Origin of the sequence: Collinsella sp. 4_8_47FAA, assembly GCF_000763055.1 — a bacterium.
GTDB lineage: Bacteria > Actinomycetota > Coriobacteriia > Coriobacteriales > Coriobacteriaceae > Collinsella.
Genome location: NZ_KN214137.1, coordinates 57051 through 76566, shown reverse-complemented (window position 1 = coordinate 76566; position 19516 = coordinate 57051). Strand labels below are relative to the sequence as shown.

Here is a 19516-nt window from a genome sequence, read left to right as displayed (position 1 = left end):
AGGGGATTATGCCAGCTCGTGCGTGCGTTTTCAAGCTCGTCCCACAAATATATATAGGTTTATGGAGCATTGGGCTCCGTTTACGGATTGCTCTGTATTTATGCTCGCAATTAAGCTCGAGGTTGGCTACACTATCCCTTGACCATTAAAGGGGTACGAGATGCCCACATGGAATTACATAGCTGCCATGCGAGCAGCCTTTCCTGTGGGTGTCTGGTCCGCTTTAAGCGGTCGGGCATCTATTTTTTTGACTGTGTCAGCAGTCAAGACATGTGAGGAAGGAGATCGATGGGCACGACTTCCCCCAAGGCGGTCATCATGGACGAGACCGCCGTCAATCGAGCGATGACCCGCATCGCGCACGAGATTCTCGAGCGCAACGAGGGCTGTGAAGACCTCGCTCTGGTCGGCATCGTCACGCGCGGCGACCTTCTGGCAAAGAAGCTCGCCGAGGAGATCAAGGAGATCGAGGGCGTCGACGTTCCGCTCGGCAGCCTGGACATCAGCTTCTACCGCGATGACTACGCTACCAATTTCGCTCCCGCGATCCACGCCACCAACATTCCCTTTAGCGTCGACGGCAAGCGCGTCGTGCTGGTGGACGACATCCTGTATACGGGCCGTACCATTCGCGCCGCTCTCGACGCCGTCATGGACCTGGGCCGTCCGAGCCGCATTGAGCTGGCAGTCCTCGTTGACCGCGGCCACCGCGAGCTCCCCATCTCGCCGGACTTTGTCGGCAAGAACGTTCCCTCGTCGCATGAGGAGAACGTGCACCTATATATGAAGGAAGTCGACGGCCACACCGCCGTCGAGATTAACGACGTCGCGCCGGGTTCCCACGTGGGCTCCGCGCCGCTGGGAGGTGAGTAGTACCGTGGCGTTCAACCATAAGCACCTGATCGACATTACCGAGTACTCCGAAGAGGACATCAAGCTCATCCTCGAGACCGCCAAGGCGTTCTCCGAGGTCAACGAGCGTGCCATCAAGAAGGTCCCCACGCTCAAGGGCAAGACCATCGTCAACATGTTCAACGAGCCCTCGACGCGCACCCGCAGCTCTTTCGAGCTCGCCGAGAAGCGTCTTTCGGCCGACAGCCTTAACTTTGGCGGCTCCTCGACCTCCACGGTCAAGGGCGAGAGCCTTGTCGACACCGTCGAGACCCTCAACGCCTATAAGATCGACTGCATCGTCGTACGCGATAAGCACGCCGGTGCTCCCTACATCGTCACCCAGAACTCGCCCGCGAGCGTCATCTGCGCCGGTGACGGCAAGCACAACCATCCCACGCAGGCCCTGCTCGACCTGTACACCATCTGGGAGCACAAGGGTGACTTCCACGGTCTGAAGGTCGCCGTCGTCGGCGATATCGCCCACTCTCGCGTTTGCGGCTCGCTGATCCCCGCCCTTAAGATCATGGGCTGCGAGACCTACGCCGTCGCCCCCGGCACGCTGCTGCCGCCGGCGCCCGAGGTCCTGGGCTGCGACCACGTGACGAGCGACCTCGATTCCGTCCTGCCCGAGCTGGACGTCGTCTACATGCTGCGCGTGCAGCAGGAGCGCCTCGAGGGTGCCCCGTTCCCGACCATTCGCGAGTACCACAAGCTCTTCGGCCTGACTAAGGACCGCGAGAAGCTCATGAAGCCCGACGCGATCATCTGCCACCCGGGCCCCATCAACCGCGGCGTCGAGTTCGACTCCTATATGGCCGACCACCCGCAACGCTCCGTCATCCTGGAGCAGGTCTACGCCGGTATCTGCGTGCGTATGGCTATCCTGTATCTGCTGCTTGGAGGTGCCGATAATGGCCTTGCTTCTTAAGAATGCCCACGTCGTCGACCCGTCCGTCGAGCTTGACGGTGTCGTTGACGTCCTGATTGACGGCGACAAGATCGCCGAGGTCGGCGAGAATCTCGCCGTCGAGGGAGCCGAGGTCCGCGACCTTTCCGGCAAGTACCTCGTCCCCGGCCTGGTGGATATGCACGTTCACCTTCGCGAGCCCGGCTACGAGGTCAAAGAGGACATCGAGAGCGGTACCCGCGCAGCTGCCAAGGGCGGCTTTACCGGCGTGTGCTCCATGCCCAACACCGATCCCGTCACCGATAACGGCACTGTCGTGGAGTTCGTCAAGTCCCGTGCTGCCGAGGTCGGTCACTGCCGCGTCTATCCGTCGGGCGCCATGACCCGCGGTCTTAAGGGCGAGGCCATGTCCGAGATGGGCGATATGGTCGCCCACGGCGCCGTCGCCTTCACCGACGACGGTCGCGGCGTGCAGGGTGCGGGCATGCTCCGTCGCTGCATGGACTACGGCAAGATGTTCGGCAAGGTCTTTATGAGCCACTGCCAGGACGAGGATCTGGTCGGCCACGGCCAGATCAACGAGGGCAAGGTCTCGACCCGTCTGGCTCTCGAGGGTTGGCCGGCTGCCGGCGAGGAGCTCCAGATCGCCCGCGACATCGAGATCGCCAAGCTGACTGGTGCCAAGCTGCACATCCAGCACATCTCCACCGCCCATGGTCTGGAGATCGTGCGTGACGGTAAGGCCGCTGGCGTTCAGGTTACCTGCGAGGCCACCCCGCACCACATGTTCCTGACCGAGAACGACCTGGACGAGACCTACAACACTTCGCTCAAGGTCAACCCGCCGCTGCGTACCGAGGAGGATGCCGAGGCCATCCGTCAGGGCGTCATCGACGGCACCGTCGACGTTATCGTCACCGATCACGCTCCCCACACCCCGTGGGAGAAGGCCCGCGAGTTCGAGCTTGCGCCCTTTGGCATGATCGGCCTCGAGACCTCGCTGTCGCTCGTACTCACCGAGCTGGTCAACACGGGCAAGATGAGCATGGGCCGTATGGTCGAGCTCATGGCCATCAAGCCGCGTGAGATCCTGGGCCTCGACCAGGTTCAGGTCAAGGCGGGCTCCGTTGCCGACCTGACCGTGTTCGACGCGTCCGCCACCTGGACGGTTGGCGAGGACGGTTACGAGTCGCGCGCCGAGAACTCCGGTTTTGCCGGCCGCACGCTTACCGGTCGTGCCACCGATGTGTTTGTCGGCGGTAAGCAGACGCTCGCCGACGGCTGCATCTGCTAGCATAGCCTTATCGCTTTTGTGCGCGGTGCCCTTGCGGTGCCGCGCTTTCTGTTCGTTTTGACCATGCAACCGCATGGGGGATTGGAGCGTCTATGCCCACACCTTCCACTGCACGCATGCACGACTTCGAGGTCGTCTCGAACCAGGAGATCGCCGATGGCATCTTCTCGCTCGTCATCTCGGCCCCCAAGCTTGCAAGTGCGCTCAAGCCCGGTCAGTTTGTGAACATCGCCGTACCCGGCGATGCGTCCTCGCTGCTTCGCGTGCCCCTGAGCTACTACCGCGCCGACGCCGAGGCCGGCACCGTCGAGCTGTGGTACGCCGTCGTGGGCGACGATACCCGTCGTTTGTCCCAGATGGGCCCTGGCTCCACCTCTAACCTGCTGGGCCCCGGTGGCCGTGGCTGGATGGTACCCGAGGGCACCAGGAAGGCCCTGCTCGTCGCCGGTGGCATCGGTGTTCCGCCCGTGCTGTGCCTTGCCGACAAGCTTGCCGAGCAGGGTGTGGCCGTCGACGTGTGCCTGGGCTTTGGCACCGCGTCCAAGGCCGTGGGTGTCGATGAGTTCCGCGCGCTGGGCGCCACGGTCAACGTTTGCACCGACGACGGCTCGCTCGGCACGCACGGTTTTTGCACCGACCCGGCAGCCGAGCTGCTCGGCGAGGGCGGCTACGACTACGTAGCCAGCTGCGGTCCCGCCGTCATGATGAAGAAAGTCGCCGCCGCTGCCGCTGAGGCCAGTGTGTACTGTGAGGTGTCGCTCGAGCGCATGATGAGCTGTGGCTTTGGCGCCTGCAACACCTGCAATGTCGAGACGGTTGACGGTATGAAGGGCGCCTGCATGTGCGGCCCCGTGTTCGATGCTTCCAAGGTGGTGGTCTTCTAGTGGGTACCGTGAACATGGCCGTCGATTTCGGCGGCGTCAAGATGCAGAACCCCATCAACACCGCAGCCGGTACCTTTGGCTACGGTTGGCAGTTCCAGAACTTCTTTGATGTTTCCCAGCTGGGCGCCATCACCACCAAGGGTTGCGCAGCCGAGCCCTGGCCCGGCAATCCCGCGCCCCGCATGGCCGAGATCCCCGGCGGTATGATCAACTCCGTGGGCCTTCAGAACCCCGGCGTGGCCGCCTTTGCCCGCGAGTCCGGCCCGTGGCTCGAGCAACTGTCCAAGGACGGTTGCCAGGTCATCTGTCAGGTTGCCGGCCACTCCGTTGACGAGTTTGTGCGCGCGCTCGAGATGTATGTCGAGCTATGCCCCTGGGCTGCCGGCTACGAGATCAACGTGAGCTGCCCCAACATCGCCGCCGGCGGTGCCGCCATGGGCTCTACGCCCGAGGGCGCCTCTTCCGTTATGGCTGCCTGCCGCAAGGTGACCGATAAGCCGCTGTTCGTGAAGATGGCGCCGGTCAACGTCGCCGAGATCGCCAAGGCCCTCGAAGCCGCCGGCGCCGACGGCCTTTCGGTCATTAACTCCATCCAGGGCATGGCCATCGACGTCCATACCCGCAAGTCCCGCGTGGCAAAGCCCAAGGGCGGCCTTTCGGGCCCGCTGTGCCACCACATCGCCGTGCGCATGGTCTGGGAGGTCGCCCAGGCCGTCGATATCCCCATCAACGGTGTCGGCGGTGTCATGACCGGCGAGGATGCGGCCGAGTTTATCCTGGCCGGTGCCACCTGCGTGTCGGTTGGCATGGCCAACTTCGTCGATCCGTGCGCTTCGCTCAAGATCGCGCATGAGCTCGAGGCCTGGGCCGAGTCCCAGGGCGTAAAGGACATCAACGAGCTGGTAGGTGCTTTCGAATGCTAGAGACCGATGCCCGCGACCGCGTAATCGTCGCCCTCGACTGCGATCGTGAGCGTGCGCTCGAGCTCGCCCACGAGCTTTCGGGCCATGCCGCCTGGCTTAAGGTTGGTATGACGCTCTATTACGCTGAGGGCCCCGAGATCGTCAAGACCTTTAAGGACCTGGGCTTTAAGGTCTTCCTTGATCTTAAGTTCCATGATATTCCGCATCAGGTTCGCGGTGCCGCCCGTTCGGCCTCGCTTGCCGGTGCCGACCTGCTCTCGGTTCACGGCTTGGGTTCGGGCGCCATGCTCGCTGCCTGCCGCGAGGGTGCCGAGGAGGCGCGCGAGGACCGCGCCAAGCTCGTCGCCATCACCGTGCTCACGAGCATGAATCAGGATGCCTTGAGCGAGATCGGCGTCGAGTCGCCCGTGGCCGAGGAGGCCGCCCGCCTGGCAAAGCTCGCTCAGGCCAACGGCATCGATGGCATTGTGTGCTCGCCGATGGAGGCTCACGACATGCGTGAGCTGCTGGGCCCTGATGCCCTGATCGTGACTCCGGGTGTGCGTCCGGTGGGTGCCGCCCTTGGTGACCAGTCCCGCGTGGCGACGCCTTCCCAGGCTATCGAGCGCGGTGCGAGCCACATTGTGGTGGGCCGTCCCATCACCGGCGCCGACGATCCGGTTGCCGCCTTTGACGCCATCGTCGCCGAGCTGGTCGAAAACGTCGCCTAAAAGATTCCCCTAAGTCACCACTTTTGGGTCTCATTAGCACAAAATAGCCCCTGTGCCTGCGTAAACTTTCCCATCCTTTGTGTGGAATCGCAGGTCAGGGGCTTAACTTTGGGCGCAGTATATTGCACTTTTTGCGGGTATCGTCTAACCTATGGAGCCGCGATTGGGCATTTTGTACGTTCTACGTGCTAAAATGCCAATTATTGAATCAGATATAACCCAACTATTTGGAGGTACGAATGGCACTCCCTCAGCTTACCGATGAGCAGCGTAAGCAGGCTCTTGAGAAGGCTGCTGCCGCACGTCACGCCCGCGCTGAGCTTCGCGAGCAGATCAAGAAGGGCGAGAAGTCCCTCGAGTCCGTGCTCAACTCCGATGACCCCATCGCTTCCCGCATGAAGGTTTCCACCCTCATCGAGTCTCTTCCTGGTTATGGCAAGGCCAAGGCCGCCAAGATCATGGAGGAGCTTGGTATCTCCGCTACCCGTCGCGTCCAGGGCCTCGGCGTCCGTCAGCGCGAGCAGCTCCTCGAGCAGCTGACCAAATAAGTGAGCGCTCAGGATTCCAAGCTCTTTGTGATTTCTGGACCGTCAGGCGCAGGGAAGGGTACGCTCGTCACTCGTGTGCGCGAGCGCCGCTCGAACCTGGGCCTGACGGTTTCGGCTACCACGCGAGCACCACGCAAAGGTGAGGTCGACGGCGTCAACTACTTTTTTCTGACGCGCGAGGAGTTCGACCGCCGCGTGGCAAACGGTGAGTTTGTTGAGTGGGCCGAGGTCCACGGTAACTGCTACGGCACGTTGGTGAGCGAGGTCACATCCAAGCTCGCCTCTGGCGCATCTCTGATTTTGGAGATCGATGTCCAGGGCGCCCTGCAGGTGAAGGAGCGTTTCCCCGAGGCCGTGTTGATCTTTATCAAGCCGCCTTCGCTTGAGGTACTCCGCGAGCGCCTGGTCGGTCGCGGTACCGAGACGCCCGAGACGATTGAGCTGCGTATGGCAAACGCCGCCGATGAGCTTGCCCTTGCCGACCGCTACGACGACGTCGTGGTTAATGACGATCTCGACCGCGCGACCGATGAGCTCGTTCGCGTTCTCGATATGCATGAAAGGATCTGAGGTCCGTGTCCGTTGTAAAGCCTTGCATTGACGATCTTCTGGAGAAGACCGATCACAACCGCTTCCTGCTCGCTTCGCTTGCCTCCAAGCGCGCCTGCGACATTAACAGCATGCTGCGTGGCCAGCACAACCGCGTGCTTGCCGTCCAGGATGTCGATGACATCACCATCGGGCTTTCCGGTGCCGATACCATTTCGATGGCTATGGACGAGATTGTCGACGGCGACATCTCTTACGACGAGGCCCGTTACGAGAAGGCGCTCGGCCACAAGGTTGCTGAAGCCTAAATGGCAGCTCGCGTCTGTCTGGTCCACTATCACGAGGTTGGACTGAAGGGCAAGAACCGCGCACATTTTGAGCATATCCTCATGGATAACATCAAGGCGGCCTTGGCCGCCTTTTCCGTGAATGCCGTGTCTCGAATTTCCGGTTATATCCTCGTGACCTTTAACGAGCATCAGGCCGATGAGGCGGCGCGTGTCATTCGCACCGTTCCCGGCGTTGCTCGTGTGTCTTTGGCGTATCACACTAACCGCGACCCGCAGGAGTACTGCGCCGCCGCCGTGAAGGCGCTGCGCGAGTTTGGTTCCTTCGATTCGTTTAAGGTGCACGCCAAGCGCTCCAATACTGACTATGAGCTCACCTCGATTGACATCAATCGTCAGGTGGGCGAGGTGCTGTGCGAGGCGTTTCCTGATAAAAAGGTTCAGATGCACGACCCCGATGCGATGGTGCACGTACTGGTGGTCCAGGGTAGCGTTTATGTGTACGCGCGCTCCGAGCGCGGCGTGGGCGGTCTGCCGGTGGGTTCTGCCGGCAAGGTCGTGACGCTGCTTTCCTCGGGTATCGATTCTCCGGTGGCGACCTGGATGCTCGCGCGTCGCGGCGCGGTGTGCGTGCCGGTACATTTCTCTGGTCGTCCGCAGACGCCCGATACGAGCGAGTATTTGGTGCAGGACATCATCCGTGCGCTTGAGCCGGGTGTCCAGATCGGCCGCCTGTACGTGGTGCCGTTTGGCGACTGCCAGCGTGAGATTTCGGTTACCTGTCCCAGCAATCTGCGCGTGATCATGTATCGCCGCATTATGTATTCGGTTGCCGAGCGCATTGCACACATCGAGGGCGCCAAGGCCATCGTTACGGGCGAATCGCTTGGGCAGGTTGCCTCCCAAACGCTTGAGAACATCATGGCCGTCAACGAGGCCGTGAAGATCCCCGTGTTCCGCCCTCTCATCGGTTCGGACAAGCAGGAGATCATCGCGCGCGCCGAGGAGATCGGTACGTTCGATATCTCGACTGAGGCCGCTCCCGACTGCTGCACGCTATTTATGCCGCGCCGTCCCGAGACGCACGCTAAACTCGATGCTGTGCATGAGGCCTGGGAGTTGTTCGATCACGAGGAGATGATCGAGCGCCTGCTCAAGCAGACCGAGTACATCGACTTCGAGAGCAACACGTATAAGGCCCCTAAGACCTTAAAGCGCAAACATTCGGAGCTTGCTCCGCGTGAGATTTACCAAGATCACGAGTAATTTTGTGCATAGACCGACGATGCGTCTGCATCGTCGGTCTTTTGCTATCTGGGCATTTTGCGGCTAAGTGTTCATTTGCTGACGTGTGCTTGAATAAATGGACAGATTTGTGCAAGGTTTTGGTCAGCTTTTGGTTTGACCGCTAAAACCGGTTTTGGAGCGTGGCTGTTGCAGGGCTCTTTTCCTGACACGATGTTGTTGGGAGGTTTTGCTATGGCGCAGCGCGAACAACACGAACGGGTCAAACGGATGGACCGCTTGGCGGACAAGCTGCTCGGTCATAAGGCAGTGGTGATGGCGATACTGGTTGTCATTGCGATGGCGAGCGGCTTGGCGATGGCGAACCTTGGCGGCGGTGCCAGCGGCGTGTCTTTTGAGCGGACTGATGGTTCGGGCTCGTTGGTGGAGCCGGGATCCGGCGATGCTTCGAGCGGAAAGACATCCGAAGGCTCTTCATCTAAGGCTTCTGCTGCCGCAGAGGTCTATGTCGATGTCGATGGCGCCGTTGTGTCGCCCGGTGTATATCGCCTCAAGGACGGCGCCCGGGTGGCTCAGGCGATCGATGCCGCCGGCGGGCTGGCGCCCGAGGCAGACGTTACGGGGCTTAATCGGGCATCTAAGGTCGTCGATGGGCAGAAGATTCACGTTCCAACGGTAGGGGAGCAGCAGGCGCCCATTGCGGAAGCCGGTGTTGATGGTGGGACTTCCGCATCATCGGGCGTGAGTGGCGCAACAGGACTGGTAAACATCAATACGGCAAGCGCGGCAGAGCTGCAGACGCTCTCGGGTATCGGTCCCTCCATGGCACAGTCGATCATCGATGAGCGGACAAAGAACGGTGCTTTTGCCTCGGTTGACGATCTGATGCGTGTGTCGGGAATCGGCGAGAAGAAGCTTGCCAAAATCAAAGATTGCATCTGCGTATGAGTGCGACCGAGCGCGAACATGTGATGCCTCCGCGGCCCCTGATGCCATGGACGATGACCCTGTGTGTCGGCATGTGCGTGAGCTGCGCCTTGGTGCTCAACGTGGCCGCAGATGCGCTGCTGAGAGAGCGGACGCCGGCGGTCGGGCTGCTATGGGCCATTCCATTTGCGGCGGCGGTATTCGTTGTGCCGGCTCAATCTTGTGCGCGGCTTGCCCCTTTGAAGCGGTGGCTGTATGCCGCGTCCGTCGGTCTCGTGGCGGGAGCGGTCGTCTCGGCGTGGTGGGCTGTGGGTGCGCTCAGCGCCTCGAAGGCGCTCGACGGTCGAGCGGCAAGCGGCCTCGAGTTTGTCGTGCAGGGCGATCCATCCATAAACGACGACGTGTATTCCTATACCTGCGAGGCACGCGCGGACGGTAAGAACTTGGCAACGGTTCGCCTAACGTGTGACCGCGAGCTCAAGTTTGGGGCGCACGTGCGTGTTATCGGTCGCGTTTCACGTTTTGAGAACGATGCGTATGGACGATCGCGAGCGCTCCGAGGCGAGGTGCGCAAGGTTAAAGCCGTTCGGATTTTGTCGGTCGATGAGGGCTCTCCGGGGCCGCTGCTTCGGCTGCGAAATGAGCTGCTTGCGTCCATTGCGCCTGCGACCGACCCGGCGCGTGCGCTCATAGCCGGTGTCGTCTGCGGTCGTTCGGCCGAGCTGCGCGCCCAGCAGGCGGGCGACTGGTTTTCGGTGACGGGTACGGCGCATCTTATCGCCGTCTCCGGCAGCCATTTGTCTATCGTGGGGTTTGTAATTGAGGGCGTATTGCAAAAGACTCGGTGTTCACGTGGTCTTCGGCGGGTGATATTGGCGATAACGCTTGTGGGCTACGCTGCCTTTACGGGCGCGTCTCCCTCGGCCGTGCGCGCGTGCTGCATGGTGTTCGCGACGCTTGTCGTAAACGGCGCAGGGCGTCGCCGGCACGGCGCATCGGCGCTCTTCGTAACCATGTCCATCTTTGTGCTACTGCGGCCGACGGTGCTGTTCGAGATGGGCTTTCAGCTTTCATGTGCCAGCGTCTTAGCCATTCTGTGCTTTTGCCCCTATGCGACCTACGCTTTGGGTGAGTTGGGTGTGCCGTCGGGCGTTGCCAGCATGCTTTCCGTCACGCTGTGCTCGCAGTTGGCGACGCTCCCCATTACCATTCCTGCCTTCGGTACGTTCTCGCTCATTGCTCCGCTGGCAAATGCGGTCATCGGTCCGGTGGTGAGCGTACTGCTCGCTGTGTCGATCGTACTGGTTCCCTATTCGCTCGTGGCACCATTGCGGATTTGGGCGCTCATTGTGCCCATGGTTGCCGCCCGTTGCGCGTTGTTCTTCGAGCAGCTGTTTGCCGCCGTGCCGGGTGCATCCGTGAGTGTGCCGCCCGATAGCATGTGGATTTACCTAGTGCCGTGTTTGCTGGCGGTTCTGCTGGTCTGGTGGCCGCGTCCCCGTGCACGTCCTATGGCGGTGGGGCTTACGTGCCTGGTGTTCTTGGCTGCGATTCCGTACGCCTACTGGGATTGGTTCGCTCCGCCTTCGGTGACGGTGCTCGATGTGGGCCAGGCCGATGCGATTCTTATCCGCGAGGGCGGCGCAGTAGCGCTCGTCGACTGCGGGCTCGACGAACGCGTGGTAGCGGCGTTGGTTCGCAATAACGTGCACCATATCGATGCCGTCTTTGTTACGCATTGGGATGAGGACCACTGGGGTGGTCTGCCTGCCGTGCTCGAACAGTTTTCGGTCGGAACGATTGCCGTGGCGGCGGATGCGCTGGAGGATGCTCCTGTCGAGGTATTGAACAGACCTGGCGTGGAGTATCGGCAGGTGCGCCGTGGGGATACGGTCGACATCGGCTCATTTTGCGCCCGCGTGATGTGGCCATTCGAGTCCGTGGATGGCGAGGGAAATGAGGACTCGCTTGTCCTGCTGCTCTCTTATGCTCAGGAAGGCAAGAGCCTGCGCATGCTCCTCACCGGTGATGCCGAGCTCGATCAAGAACGGGAATTCGTGCAGGAAGTGGGAGATATCGATGTCCTTAAACTCGGGCATCACGGCTCTAAGGTTTCAGTCGATGGTGAGTTGCTGGACGTCCTGAAGCCCGAGCTTTCCCTCGCGAGCGCGGGCGAGGGGAATCGATACGGCCATCCGTCCGATGCCTGCATCGATGCCGTTAAGGAAGCGGGCGGCGTGTTCGCGTGCACCATCGAACACGGCGACATTACCGTCACGCCAACTGCGAATGGCTTTGCGATGCGATGCCAGCGACCGTGACGACGTCGTTGGCGTGTGGTGGGCCCCTGGGCTAGAATGGCACGGAACGAATACGAAGGCCTGCGGGAGGGGAGCGCAATGTCCGAAACCGGTCTGCTGCCGGCATATCTGATCGTCGGTACCGACGGAGTCAAGCGCGATCACGCCGTCTCGCGTATGAAAGCGCGTCTGGAAAAGTCGGGTATGGTCGAGTTTAACCTCGACGAGCGCGACATGACTAAGGACCCCGATATCGAGTCCATTATCGGATCGCTTAACACCTTTCCGATGGGCAGCGAGTTTCGCCTGGTAATCCTTGATGGCTGCTCAAAGCTCGCTAAAGCTGTCTCGGAGCCGCTCGTCGAGTACCTCGCAAGTCCCAGCCCCACAACGGTCTGCCTCATCATCGCCGACTCGCTTGCCAAGAACACGCGCCTGTATAAGGCGATCGCCAAGATCGACAAGAAGGCCGTGATCGATTGCTCCGGCACCAAGCGCTGGGAGCTACCGCGTCGCGTTCAGCAGATGGCGACGCAGCATGGCAAGTCGATCTCGACGGCGGCAGCCGAGGAACTCGTCTCGCGTTCGGGTGAAAACACTCGCATGCTCGATAACGACTTGGCTAAGCTTGCCCAGATGGTCGAGGCGCCCCAGATTGAGCTTGCCGACGTTGAGCGCTGGATTGTACGTACGGCCGAGGTTCAGCCTTGGGACTTTCTCAATGCGGTCTCGGCCCGTGACATGCGCCGCTCGCTCGAGCTCTTCAATCTACTGCCCGCCAAGAGCTACGTGTGGACTTACACATTGCTGTGCGGCCGTATTCGCGAGCTTATCGTTGCCAAGGCGCTCGATGCGCGCGGACAGGGTCGTGAGCTGGCCGCAACGCTTAAGCTTCAGTCCTGGCAGGTCAAGAATCACCTGACCTGGGCTCGCCGCTTTTCGATGGCAGAGCTCGTCGCAGCGCTCGAGGGAGCGGTCGATGTGGAGCTCGCGCTCAAGGGTTCGGCCGATTCTGAGACCGCGCTTTTGCTCTGGATTACGAACATCTTGAGAAAATCGTGATGATACCTGCCTATTTGACAAATTCGTTCTATCCCTTTGAGGGGGAGCGTGCTATAGTAGGCGCTTGCATGACCTCACCGTGTCTCAGAGGTGTCATACATTTTTTTTCAAGGAACTCGAAAGGAACTCCAGAAGTGGCAAACATCAAGTCTCAGAAGAAGCGTATCCGCACCAATGAGGCAGCTCGCATGCGTAACAAGGCTGTCAAGTCCGAGCTCAAGACGCTGACCAAGCACGTCCAGTCTGCCGTCGCCGAGGGCGACGCCGAGAAGGCCCAGGCTGCCCTCAAGACCGTCACCAAGCGTCTCGACATGGCTGCCGCCAAGCATGTTATCCACAAGAACCAGGCTTCCAACCGCAAGTCCGGTCTTGCCAAGCTCGTGAACAGCATCAACGCCTAAGTTGTAAATTTCACACCACACAGATTACGCGCATAAATGGAGCCTGTTTTATGGAACAGGCTCCATTTTTTGTACCGCTCGGGTAAGATAGTCCGCATGAATACTTCAATTGACATTTCCCACATCCGCAACTTCTCGATCGTTGCGCACATCGACCATGGCAAGTCCACGATCAGCGACCGCATCCTCGAGCTCACCCATACCGTCGACGAACGCGACATGGAGTCGCAGCTGCTCGACACCATGGATATCGAGCGCGAGCGCGGCATCACGATCAAGTCCAATGCCGTTCGCGTGTCCTATGACGCCGACGATGGCGAGACGTATCAGTTCAATCTGATCGATACGCCGGGCCACGTGGACTTTACCTATGAGGTCTCGCGCTCGCTGGCAGCCTGTGAGGGCGCGGTGCTCGTTGTCGACGCCACGCAGGGCGTCGAGGCGCAGACCGTCTCCAACGCGACGCTTGCCATGAACGCCAATCTGGACATTGTGCCGGCCATCAACAAGATCGACCTGCCCTCGGCCCATCCCGATGAGGTTAAGACCGAGATCGAGGATGACCTGGCGATTCCTGCCGATGATGCCGTGTGTGTCTCGGGCAAGACCGGCGAGGGCATTCACGATCTGCTGGAGTCCATTGTCTTTTTGATCTCTCCGCCCAAGGGCGATGCGAACGCGCCGCTCAAGGCACTCATCCTGGATTCGTACTTCGACGAGTATCGTGGTGTCGTCGCCACGGTGCGCATCTTTGACGGCTCCATCAAAAAGGGTGATACCCTGCGCATGATGCAGGCAAAGGGCGACTTTTTGGTCGATGGCGTGGGCGTCAAGCGTCCCGCCGAGACTCCGGTCGATGCGCTGACGGTCGGCGAGGTCGGATACGTGGTCACGGGCCTGAAGGATCCCGAGGCCGTTCGCGTGGGCGATACCCTCACGTGGGCGTCGAATCCCTGCCCCGAGCCGCTTCCCGGTTACCGCGAGGCCAAGCCCATGGTCTATACGGGCCTGTTCCCGATCGATAACAAGGACTACGAGAACCTGCGTGACGCGCTTGATAAGCTGCATGTCAACGACCCGTCGTTGGTGTGGGAGCCCGAGACCTCGGTGGCGCTCGGCTTTGGCTTCCGCGTTGGCTTCCTGGGCCTGCTGCACATGGAAGTCGTCAAGGAACGTCTGGAGCGCGAGTTCAACTTGGACCTCATTGCCACGAGTCCCTCGGTCGACTATCACGTCTACAAGACTGACGGCGAAATGATCGATGTCCGCAGCCCGCAGGACCTTCCCGAGGCCACGCGCATCGAGCGTATCGAGGAACCCTACCTTAAGGCAAAGATCATCTGCCCGCCTGAGTACACGGGCGCCGTCATGCAGCTCGCCATCGATCACCGCGGCGTCACGACCGACATGATCCACCTGACGAGCAAATCGGTCGAGATGCGCTTCGATATGCCGCTTGCCGAGCTCATCTTGGACTTCTTTGACCAGCTCAAGAGTCGCACCAAGGGCTATGCCTCGCTCGACTACGAGTTCAATGAGTATCGTCCATCCGAGCTTGTGAAGCTCGACATCTTGCTTTCGGGCGACGAGGTGGACGCGCTGTCGTTTATCGTCCACAAGGACAAGGCCTATGGTCTGGCCCGTGGCCTATGCGACAAGCTTAAGGAGATCATCCCGCGTCAGCTGTTCGAGGTGCCCATCCAGGGTGCTATCGGCAACAAGATCATTGCCCGCTCCACCGTCAAGGCGCGTCGCAAGGACGTGCTTGCCAAGTGCTACGGCGGCGATATCTCGCGTAAGCGCAAGCTGCTCGAGAAGCAGAAAGAGGGCAAGAAGCGCATGAAGGCCATCGGATCGGTCGAGGTCCCGCAGGAGGCCTTTATGGCGATCCTCAAGGTGGACGAGTAGGTCTATGGCGCTTTCCGAATATAGTCTGCGGCTGCTGGGCGCCTATGCCGAGCAGCCGTTCCTTATGGCCCCCATGGCGGGCGTGACCGATCCTGCCTACCGCATCATGTGCCGCCGCCGCGGTGCTCAGCTTGCTTATAGCGAGATGGTGAGTGTCGCTGGCCTTGCCTACGCCAGTAACAAGACGTGGCGTCTGGTGCTGCCGGCCGACGAGGAGCAGCAGATCTGCGTGCAGCTCTTTGGCTCTAAGCCCGATCAGTTTGCGAGCGCCGTCGCTGCCGTCGAGGAGCGCGTGGGCGATCGCCTGTCGTTGATCGATATCAACATGGCCTGCCCGGCTCGCAAGGTCGTTACCAAGGGCGAGGGCTCGGCGCTCATGCGCACGCCCGACCTGGCCGAGAAGATTGTCGAGGCCGCGGTGGGCGCGGCGCATGTGCCCGTGACCGTCAAGATCCGCAAGGGCTTTTATGCCGAAGACCGCAATGCCGCGACGTTTGCCCAGATGCTCGAGGGGGCAGGGGCCGCTGCGGTGGCGGTGCATGGTCGCTGTGCCACGCAGCTCTATACGGGCCAGGCCGATTGGTCGGTCGTTGATGAGGTCGCCGACGCTGTCGAGATTCCCGTGATTGGTTCGGGTGATGTGTTCTCGGCCGAGGACGCTGCTGAGCATCTGCAAGGCTCGGGTGCCAGCGCGGTGTTTATCGCGCGCGGCATCTACGGTAATCCCTGGGTTTTTGGTGATGCTCGCGCCCTTGCGCTCGATGGCACGCCGGCGCCGGCGCGCAGCTCCGTCGAGCGCTTAGACGCCCTGCGTGAGCACCTAACGCTGACGCATGAGCTCCTGCCGCTCATGTCGCGCGCCCGTACGTACGCGAGTTGGTATTTAAAGGGCATGCCCCATGCCGCCGCCTGGCGCGCTCAGGTGGTGCGCTGCTCCACGTACGAGGAGTTTATGGCACTGGTCGATGATATCGAGCGCGATGTGGTGACCTGCGAGGCCGCTCTTGCCGCCGGTGAGTCGGTGCCCGCTCATCCGCTGGAGGCTTAAGGGTGGCCGTTACCGCGCTGTACGTGCACGTGCCGTTTTGCGCTCAAAAATGCCGCTATTGCGACTTTGACTCGCGCAGCTTTTCCCCGTGCGACCTGGACGCTGCACTCGATGCCTATTTTGAGCAGCTGTATGCGCGCCTCGATGCTTTTGGCAGGGCTGGGGCCCTTGACCAGATCCGCACCGTCTATGTTGGTGGCGGCACGCCGTCGCTGGCGGGGGAGCGCCTGGTGGAGCTGACGCGGCGTATTCGTGCGTGGTGCGCCCCCGTTGAGTTTACCTGCGAGGCTAATCCCGAGTCGCTGACCGCCGAGCTTGCCACTGCGCTTGCCAAGGTTGGTGTCACACGCGTCTCTCTGGGCGCGCAAACGCTCGATAACACCGAACTTACCGCCATCGGCCGTATTCACGATGCCGATCGGGCGCTCGCCGCCATCGAAACGGTCAAGAACGCTGGGCTTGACGTGTCGTGCGATCTTATGTGTGGCCTTCCCGGGCAGACGGCGGCGAGTTGGCAGCGCACGCTCGATGGCGTGCTGGCGGCGGCTCCGCATCATGTGTCGGTCTATCCGCTCACGCTCGAGGAAGGGACGCCCCTTTATCACATGGCGTGCCGCGACGAGTCGCTCGAGCCTGATGAGGATTTTCAGGCCGCATGCATGGACGTGGCACGCGAGCTCCTGGGTGCCGCCGGCTATCACCCGTATGAGGTGGCGAGCTATGCGCTCGACGGCCATGAGTGCGCCCATAACATTGCCTACTGGACCGGACTGGGCTACCTGGGCCTGGGTCGCTCTGCCGCGGGCATGCTCGACGCCGAGGATTTCGACCGTATTGCAGGTTTGTTCCCCGGCGTGTCTTCTCGAGGCGATTCGTACCGCGTGCGTCTGGTGCAACGTGACGATGACGCGACGGCGTTTGAGGCCGAATATCTGTCGCAGCGTGAGGCTGCGGCTGAAGACCTGATGCTGTCTTGTCGCATGACGGGCGGTGTCGCGTCCGACCTGTTGGTTCGTGCAGCTTGCGTCATCCCGGCCGATGAGCTGGCAGCTGCCTGCGATCGCGCGCTCGAATTGGGTCTTGCCACTTGGGTGCCCGAGACGCTCGGGGTCCATGAGGGACCTTTCACTTCGGCAGATGTCGTCGCGGGCTATGTTCGAGCTCGTCTGGCGCCGACGCACTTGGGCTGGCTCGATGGAAATGTTCTGTTCGAGCTGTTTTGGGATCTAGCTTAGGCCGCTCGTGTAGAATTACCGGAATATATACGCTGCTGTGAGCAGGAGGTTGCCGCGCATGGCGACGATGAACGAAAAAGATTACTACGAGATTCTGGGTGTCTCCAAGGACGCCACCTCGCGTGATATTCAAAAGGCCTTTCAGCAAAAGGCCCGCAAGCTCCATCCGGACGTCAACAAAGAGCCGGATGCCGAGGAAAAGTTTAAAGAGGTTTCCGAGGCCTACGCCGTGCTTTCGGATGAGCAAAAACGTGCGCGCTACGACGCCATGCGCTCGGGCAATCCCTTTGCCGGTGCTCCTACGGCTTCGCCCTATGGTGGCGGCTACGCCGGCAACACAGGCTATGGCAATCCCTTTGAGGGCGGTTTTCCCTTTGGCGGCGCTTGGGGCCAGCAGCGTCGTGGGCAGGCTGCTTACAATCCCGAGAACGGCGCCAATGTGGTCGTCGATATCAAACTCGACGCCAAGGAGGCCAAGGGCGGTGCCCGCAAGACCGTCCGCTATACGCGCTTCGATACCTGTGGTCACTGCGGTGGTTCGGGCTCTGTTTCGTCCGAGCATGCCCATACCTGCCCAAGCTGCGGCGGTCGCGGTCACATCGATGTCGACCTGTCCTTTCTGTTTGGTGCCGGCACGTTCCAGTCGGTCTGCCCTGAGTGCGGTGGCTCCGGTAAGGTCGTCGCCGACCCCTGTCCCGATTGCGGCGGCAGCGGGCGGACCCGTGTGACCTCCGAGCAGACGATTGAGTTTCCCGCCGGCACGCACGATGGCGACGAGGTCCGTATTGGCGGCATGGGTCACGCCGGCACCAACGGCGCCTCTGGCGGTGATCTGGTCGGTCGCGCCCATGTTGAGGCCGAGCGCCTGGAAGGCAAGGCCCGTACCGGTTTTTACCTGATGGGCATCGTGGCGCCGTTTTTGGTGCTATCGGCCATCTCGGGCGTGTTCTCGGCCTTTGCCGTGATGTGCTTTATTCCGTTTGCCATGGGCCTGTTCATGGTGCTCTCGGACGGCGTGCTGCACCGCAGCCTGCTGTGGTGGAAGCGCGGCGCGATGCAGTTTGCCAACGGTTTTGCCAACGGATTTATGTTTGCGCTCGTGTCGGTTTGGTTTGCGAGCTGCTCGCAACGTGCCATGCTTTCACCCTACGCAATGCAATAACATCAAACCCTCTGTTTGCGGCCGGCCCAGCTTGGGTATAGGACGCACTGTGACAATAATGAAAGTCGGAAGGATTCGGTCGTGTCGGAAAATAGGGATTACTACGAGGTGCTTGGCGTCGACAAGGATGCCGACGCGCGGACGATTAAGCGCGCGTTTCTAAAGAAGGCCCGTACCGTACACCCGGACGTTTCGGACGACCCCGAGGCCGAGGCCAAGTTCAAAGAGCTCAACGAGGCATATTCCGTTCTTTCCGATGAGCAGAAGCGTGCTAACTACGACCGTTACGGCATTGCCGACGGCCCTGGTGGTTCGGGCTACGTCGACATTAACGATATCTTTGGCGGCATGGGCATGGACGACCTCTTCTCGTCGTTCTTTGGCGGCGGTGCCGGCGGTGGCGCCCGAAATCGCCGTGAGCGTCGTCGCGGCCGCGACATGGCCATCTCTCTTTCGGTGACGCTCGAGGAGGCGGCACTCGGGTGCAAAAAGACGATCAGCTATGACCGCCTTGCTCCCTGTGAGGATTGCAATGGCACCGGTAGGGCCGAGGGCGCGCAGGAAAAGCAGTGCAGCCGCTGCCACGGCACGGGCTATGTCACGACGGTCCAGCGTTCGTTCCTGGGCCAGGTTCAGTCCTCTTCGCCTTGTCCCGACTGCCACGGCGAGGGCACGGTCATCGATCATCCCTGCGAGACCTGCGACGGTCAGGGCCGCACGCCTTCGCATGAAAAGATCGACATCGATATCCCCGCCGGCGTTTCGACCGGTCGCCAGCTGCGCGTGAGCGGCTTTGGCGAGGCTGGCCTTCGCGGCGAGCCCTCGGGCGACCTGATTGTCAACGTGCGCGTCGCCGACCACGAGCGTTTTAAGCGCAACGGTGACGACCTGTACCTCGTGAGCGATATTTCGATTGCGCAGGCAGCGCTCGGCTGCGAGATCGAGGTCGAGGGCATTATGCCCGATGAGGTCGTCAAGGTGACGGTCCCTGCTGGTACACAGTACGGCGACACCGTGAGCGTCAATAATTACGGCATGCCGCGCATTGGCGGTGGCGGTTCGCGTGGTCGCCTGATCGTGCAACTGCGCGTGGTCGTTCCCACCAATCTTTCCAATAAGCAACACGAGCTGCTCCGTGCTTTTGCCGATGAGATGGGCGATGACGTCGCTTCCGGTAAGAAGTCGGTGACCGACCGTATCAAGAGTGCCCTCGACGATATCCTCGATTAAGG

General features: G+C 61.1%; 19 protein-coding genes. All 19 read left to right on the top strand.

Annotated features, from left to right (window positions below; translation table 11 throughout):
* The first annotated feature begins 288 nt into the window (after window positions 1-288).
* The gene (gene pyrR, locus HMPREF9463_RS08460; protein ID WP_006236123.1) at window positions 289-873 is read left to right on the top strand and encodes a bifunctional pyr operon transcriptional regulator/uracil phosphoribosyltransferase PyrR; all 585 of its coding nucleotides are present in this window, start codon (window positions 289-291) and stop codon (window positions 871-873) included.
* Window positions 874-877: 4 nt separating this feature from the next.
* Window positions 878-1822, top strand: coding sequence for an aspartate carbamoyltransferase catalytic subunit (locus tag HMPREF9463_RS08455; protein WP_035138537.1), 945 nt, complete (start codon window positions 878-880; stop codon window positions 1820-1822).
* Window positions 1806-3095: a dihydroorotase gene (locus HMPREF9463_RS08450; RefSeq protein WP_035138535.1), complete on the top strand. Its 1290-nt coding sequence runs from the start codon at window positions 1806-1808 to the stop codon at window positions 3093-3095. The genes HMPREF9463_RS08455 and HMPREF9463_RS08450 overlap by 17 nt, the downstream gene beginning before the upstream one ends.
* A gap of 116 nt (window positions 3096-3211) precedes the next feature.
* Window positions 3212-3979, top strand: coding sequence for a dihydroorotate dehydrogenase electron transfer subunit (locus HMPREF9463_RS08445; protein ID WP_035138534.1), 768 nt, complete (start codon window positions 3212-3214; stop codon window positions 3977-3979).
* A gap of 14 nt (window positions 3980-3993) precedes the next feature.
* Window positions 3994-4902, top strand: coding sequence for a dihydroorotate dehydrogenase (locus HMPREF9463_RS08440; protein ID WP_006236128.1), 909 nt, complete (start codon window positions 3994-3996; stop codon window positions 4900-4902).
* Window positions 4896-5612, top strand: a complete 717-nt coding sequence (gene pyrF / locus HMPREF9463_RS08435) for an orotidine-5'-phosphate decarboxylase (protein ID WP_035138533.1) — start codon at window positions 4896-4898, stop codon at window positions 5610-5612. The genes HMPREF9463_RS08440 and pyrF overlap by 7 nt, the downstream gene beginning before the upstream one ends.
* Before the next feature lie 239 nt (window positions 5613-5851).
* A complete protein-coding gene (gene mihF, locus HMPREF9463_RS08430; RefSeq protein ID WP_006236130.1) occupies window positions 5852-6160 on the top strand; it encodes an integration host factor, actinobacterial type in 309 nt (102 codons plus the stop codon).
* The gene (gmk, locus tag HMPREF9463_RS08425) at window positions 6161-6730 is read left to right on the top strand and encodes a guanylate kinase (RefSeq protein WP_006236131.1); all 570 of its coding nucleotides are present in this window, start codon (window positions 6161-6163) and stop codon (window positions 6728-6730) included.
* A gap of 5 nt (window positions 6731-6735) precedes the next feature.
* Window positions 6736-7017 carry a DNA-directed RNA polymerase subunit omega gene (locus tag HMPREF9463_RS08420; protein WP_035138532.1) on the top strand — a complete coding sequence of 94 codons (282 nt, stop codon included), beginning with the start codon at window positions 6736-6738 and terminating at the stop codon, window positions 7015-7017.
* Complete coding sequence (thiI, locus tag HMPREF9463_RS08415) at window positions 7018-8262, top strand: tRNA uracil 4-sulfurtransferase ThiI (RefSeq protein ID WP_006235944.1); 1245 nt, start codon at window positions 7018-7020, stop codon at window positions 8260-8262.
* Window positions 8263-8556: 294 nt separating this feature from the next.
* Window positions 8557-9189, top strand: a complete 633-nt coding sequence (locus HMPREF9463_RS08410; protein WP_232219787.1) for a ComEA family DNA-binding protein — start codon at window positions 8557-8559, stop codon at window positions 9187-9189.
* Between the two features lie 53 nt (window positions 9190-9242).
* A complete protein-coding gene (locus HMPREF9463_RS08405) occupies window positions 9243-11489 on the top strand; it encodes a DNA internalization-related competence protein ComEC/Rec2 (RefSeq protein WP_198019966.1) in 2247 nt (748 codons plus the stop codon).
* Window positions 11490-11567: 78 nt separating this feature from the next.
* On the top strand, window positions 11568-12530 hold the full coding sequence (gene holA / locus HMPREF9463_RS08400) for a DNA polymerase III subunit delta (protein ID WP_035138526.1): 963 nt from the start codon (window positions 11568-11570) through the stop codon (window positions 12528-12530).
* Window positions 12531-12664: 134 nt separating this feature from the next.
* The gene (gene rpsT, locus HMPREF9463_RS08395) at window positions 12665-12931 is read left to right on the top strand and encodes a 30S ribosomal protein S20 (RefSeq protein WP_022094714.1); all 267 of its coding nucleotides are present in this window, start codon (window positions 12665-12667) and stop codon (window positions 12929-12931) included.
* 96 nt (window positions 12932-13027) lie between these two features.
* Entirely contained in the window at window positions 13028-14839 is a 1812-nt protein-coding gene (gene lepA, locus HMPREF9463_RS08390; protein WP_035138522.1) for a translation elongation factor 4, read from the top strand.
* A 4-nt stretch (window positions 14840-14843) separates the two neighbouring features.
* A complete protein-coding gene (dusB, locus tag HMPREF9463_RS08385) occupies window positions 14844-15887 on the top strand; it encodes a tRNA dihydrouridine synthase DusB (RefSeq protein ID WP_052044184.1) in 1044 nt (347 codons plus the stop codon).
* 2 nt (window positions 15888-15889) lie between these two features.
* A complete protein-coding gene (hemW, locus tag HMPREF9463_RS08380; RefSeq protein ID WP_035138519.1) occupies window positions 15890-17122 on the top strand; it encodes a radical SAM family heme chaperone HemW in 1233 nt (410 codons plus the stop codon).
* A 58-nt stretch (window positions 17123-17180) separates the two neighbouring features.
* The gene (locus tag HMPREF9463_RS08375) at window positions 17181-18284 is read left to right on the top strand and encodes a DnaJ domain-containing protein (RefSeq protein ID WP_198019965.1); all 1104 of its coding nucleotides are present in this window, start codon (window positions 17181-17183) and stop codon (window positions 18282-18284) included.
* A gap of 81 nt (window positions 18285-18365) precedes the next feature.
* Window positions 18366-19514, top strand: a complete 1149-nt coding sequence (dnaJ, locus tag HMPREF9463_RS08370) for a molecular chaperone DnaJ (RefSeq protein ID WP_035138517.1) — start codon at window positions 18366-18368, stop codon at window positions 19512-19514.
* Window positions 19515-19516 lie beyond the last annotated feature (2 nt).

Bases quoted from the DNA above. Each gene is read 5' to 3' on its own strand.
- holA (WP_035138526.1), top strand. From the start codon at position 11,568: ATGTCCGAAACCGGTCTGCTGCCGGCATATCTGATCGTCGGTACCGAC.
- HMPREF9463_RS08450 (WP_035138535.1), top strand. From the start codon at position 1,806: ATGGCCTTGCTTCTTAAGAATGCCCACGTCGTCGACCCGTCCGTCGAG.
- pyrF (WP_035138533.1), top strand. From the start codon at position 4,896: ATGCTAGAGACCGATGCCCGCGACCGCGTAATCGTCGCCCTCGACTGC.
- lepA (WP_035138522.1), top strand. From the start codon at position 13,028: ATGAATACTTCAATTGACATTTCCCACATCCGCAACTTCTCGATCGTT.
- pyrR (WP_006236123.1), top strand. From the start codon at position 289: ATGGGCACGACTTCCCCCAAGGCGGTCATCATGGACGAGACCGCCGTC.
- HMPREF9463_RS08375 (WP_198019965.1), top strand. From the start codon at position 17,181: ATGGCGACGATGAACGAAAAAGATTACTACGAGATTCTGGGTGTCTCC.
- mihF (WP_006236130.1), top strand. From the start codon at position 5,852: ATGGCACTCCCTCAGCTTACCGATGAGCAGCGTAAGCAGGCTCTTGAG.
- dusB (WP_052044184.1), top strand. From the start codon at position 14,844: ATGGCGCTTTCCGAATATAGTCTGCGGCTGCTGGGCGCCTATGCCGAG.
- HMPREF9463_RS08405 (WP_198019966.1), top strand. From the start codon at position 9,243: ATGACCCTGTGTGTCGGCATGTGCGTGAGCTGCGCCTTGGTGCTCAAC.
- HMPREF9463_RS08410 (WP_232219787.1), top strand. From the start codon at position 8,557: ATGGCGATACTGGTTGTCATTGCGATGGCGAGCGGCTTGGCGATGGCG.
- HMPREF9463_RS08440 (WP_006236128.1), top strand. From the start codon at position 3,994: ATGGCCGTCGATTTCGGCGGCGTCAAGATGCAGAACCCCATCAACACC.
- HMPREF9463_RS08445 (WP_035138534.1), top strand. From the start codon at position 3,212: ATGCACGACTTCGAGGTCGTCTCGAACCAGGAGATCGCCGATGGCATC.
- thiI (WP_006235944.1), top strand. From the start codon at position 7,018: ATGGCAGCTCGCGTCTGTCTGGTCCACTATCACGAGGTTGGACTGAAG.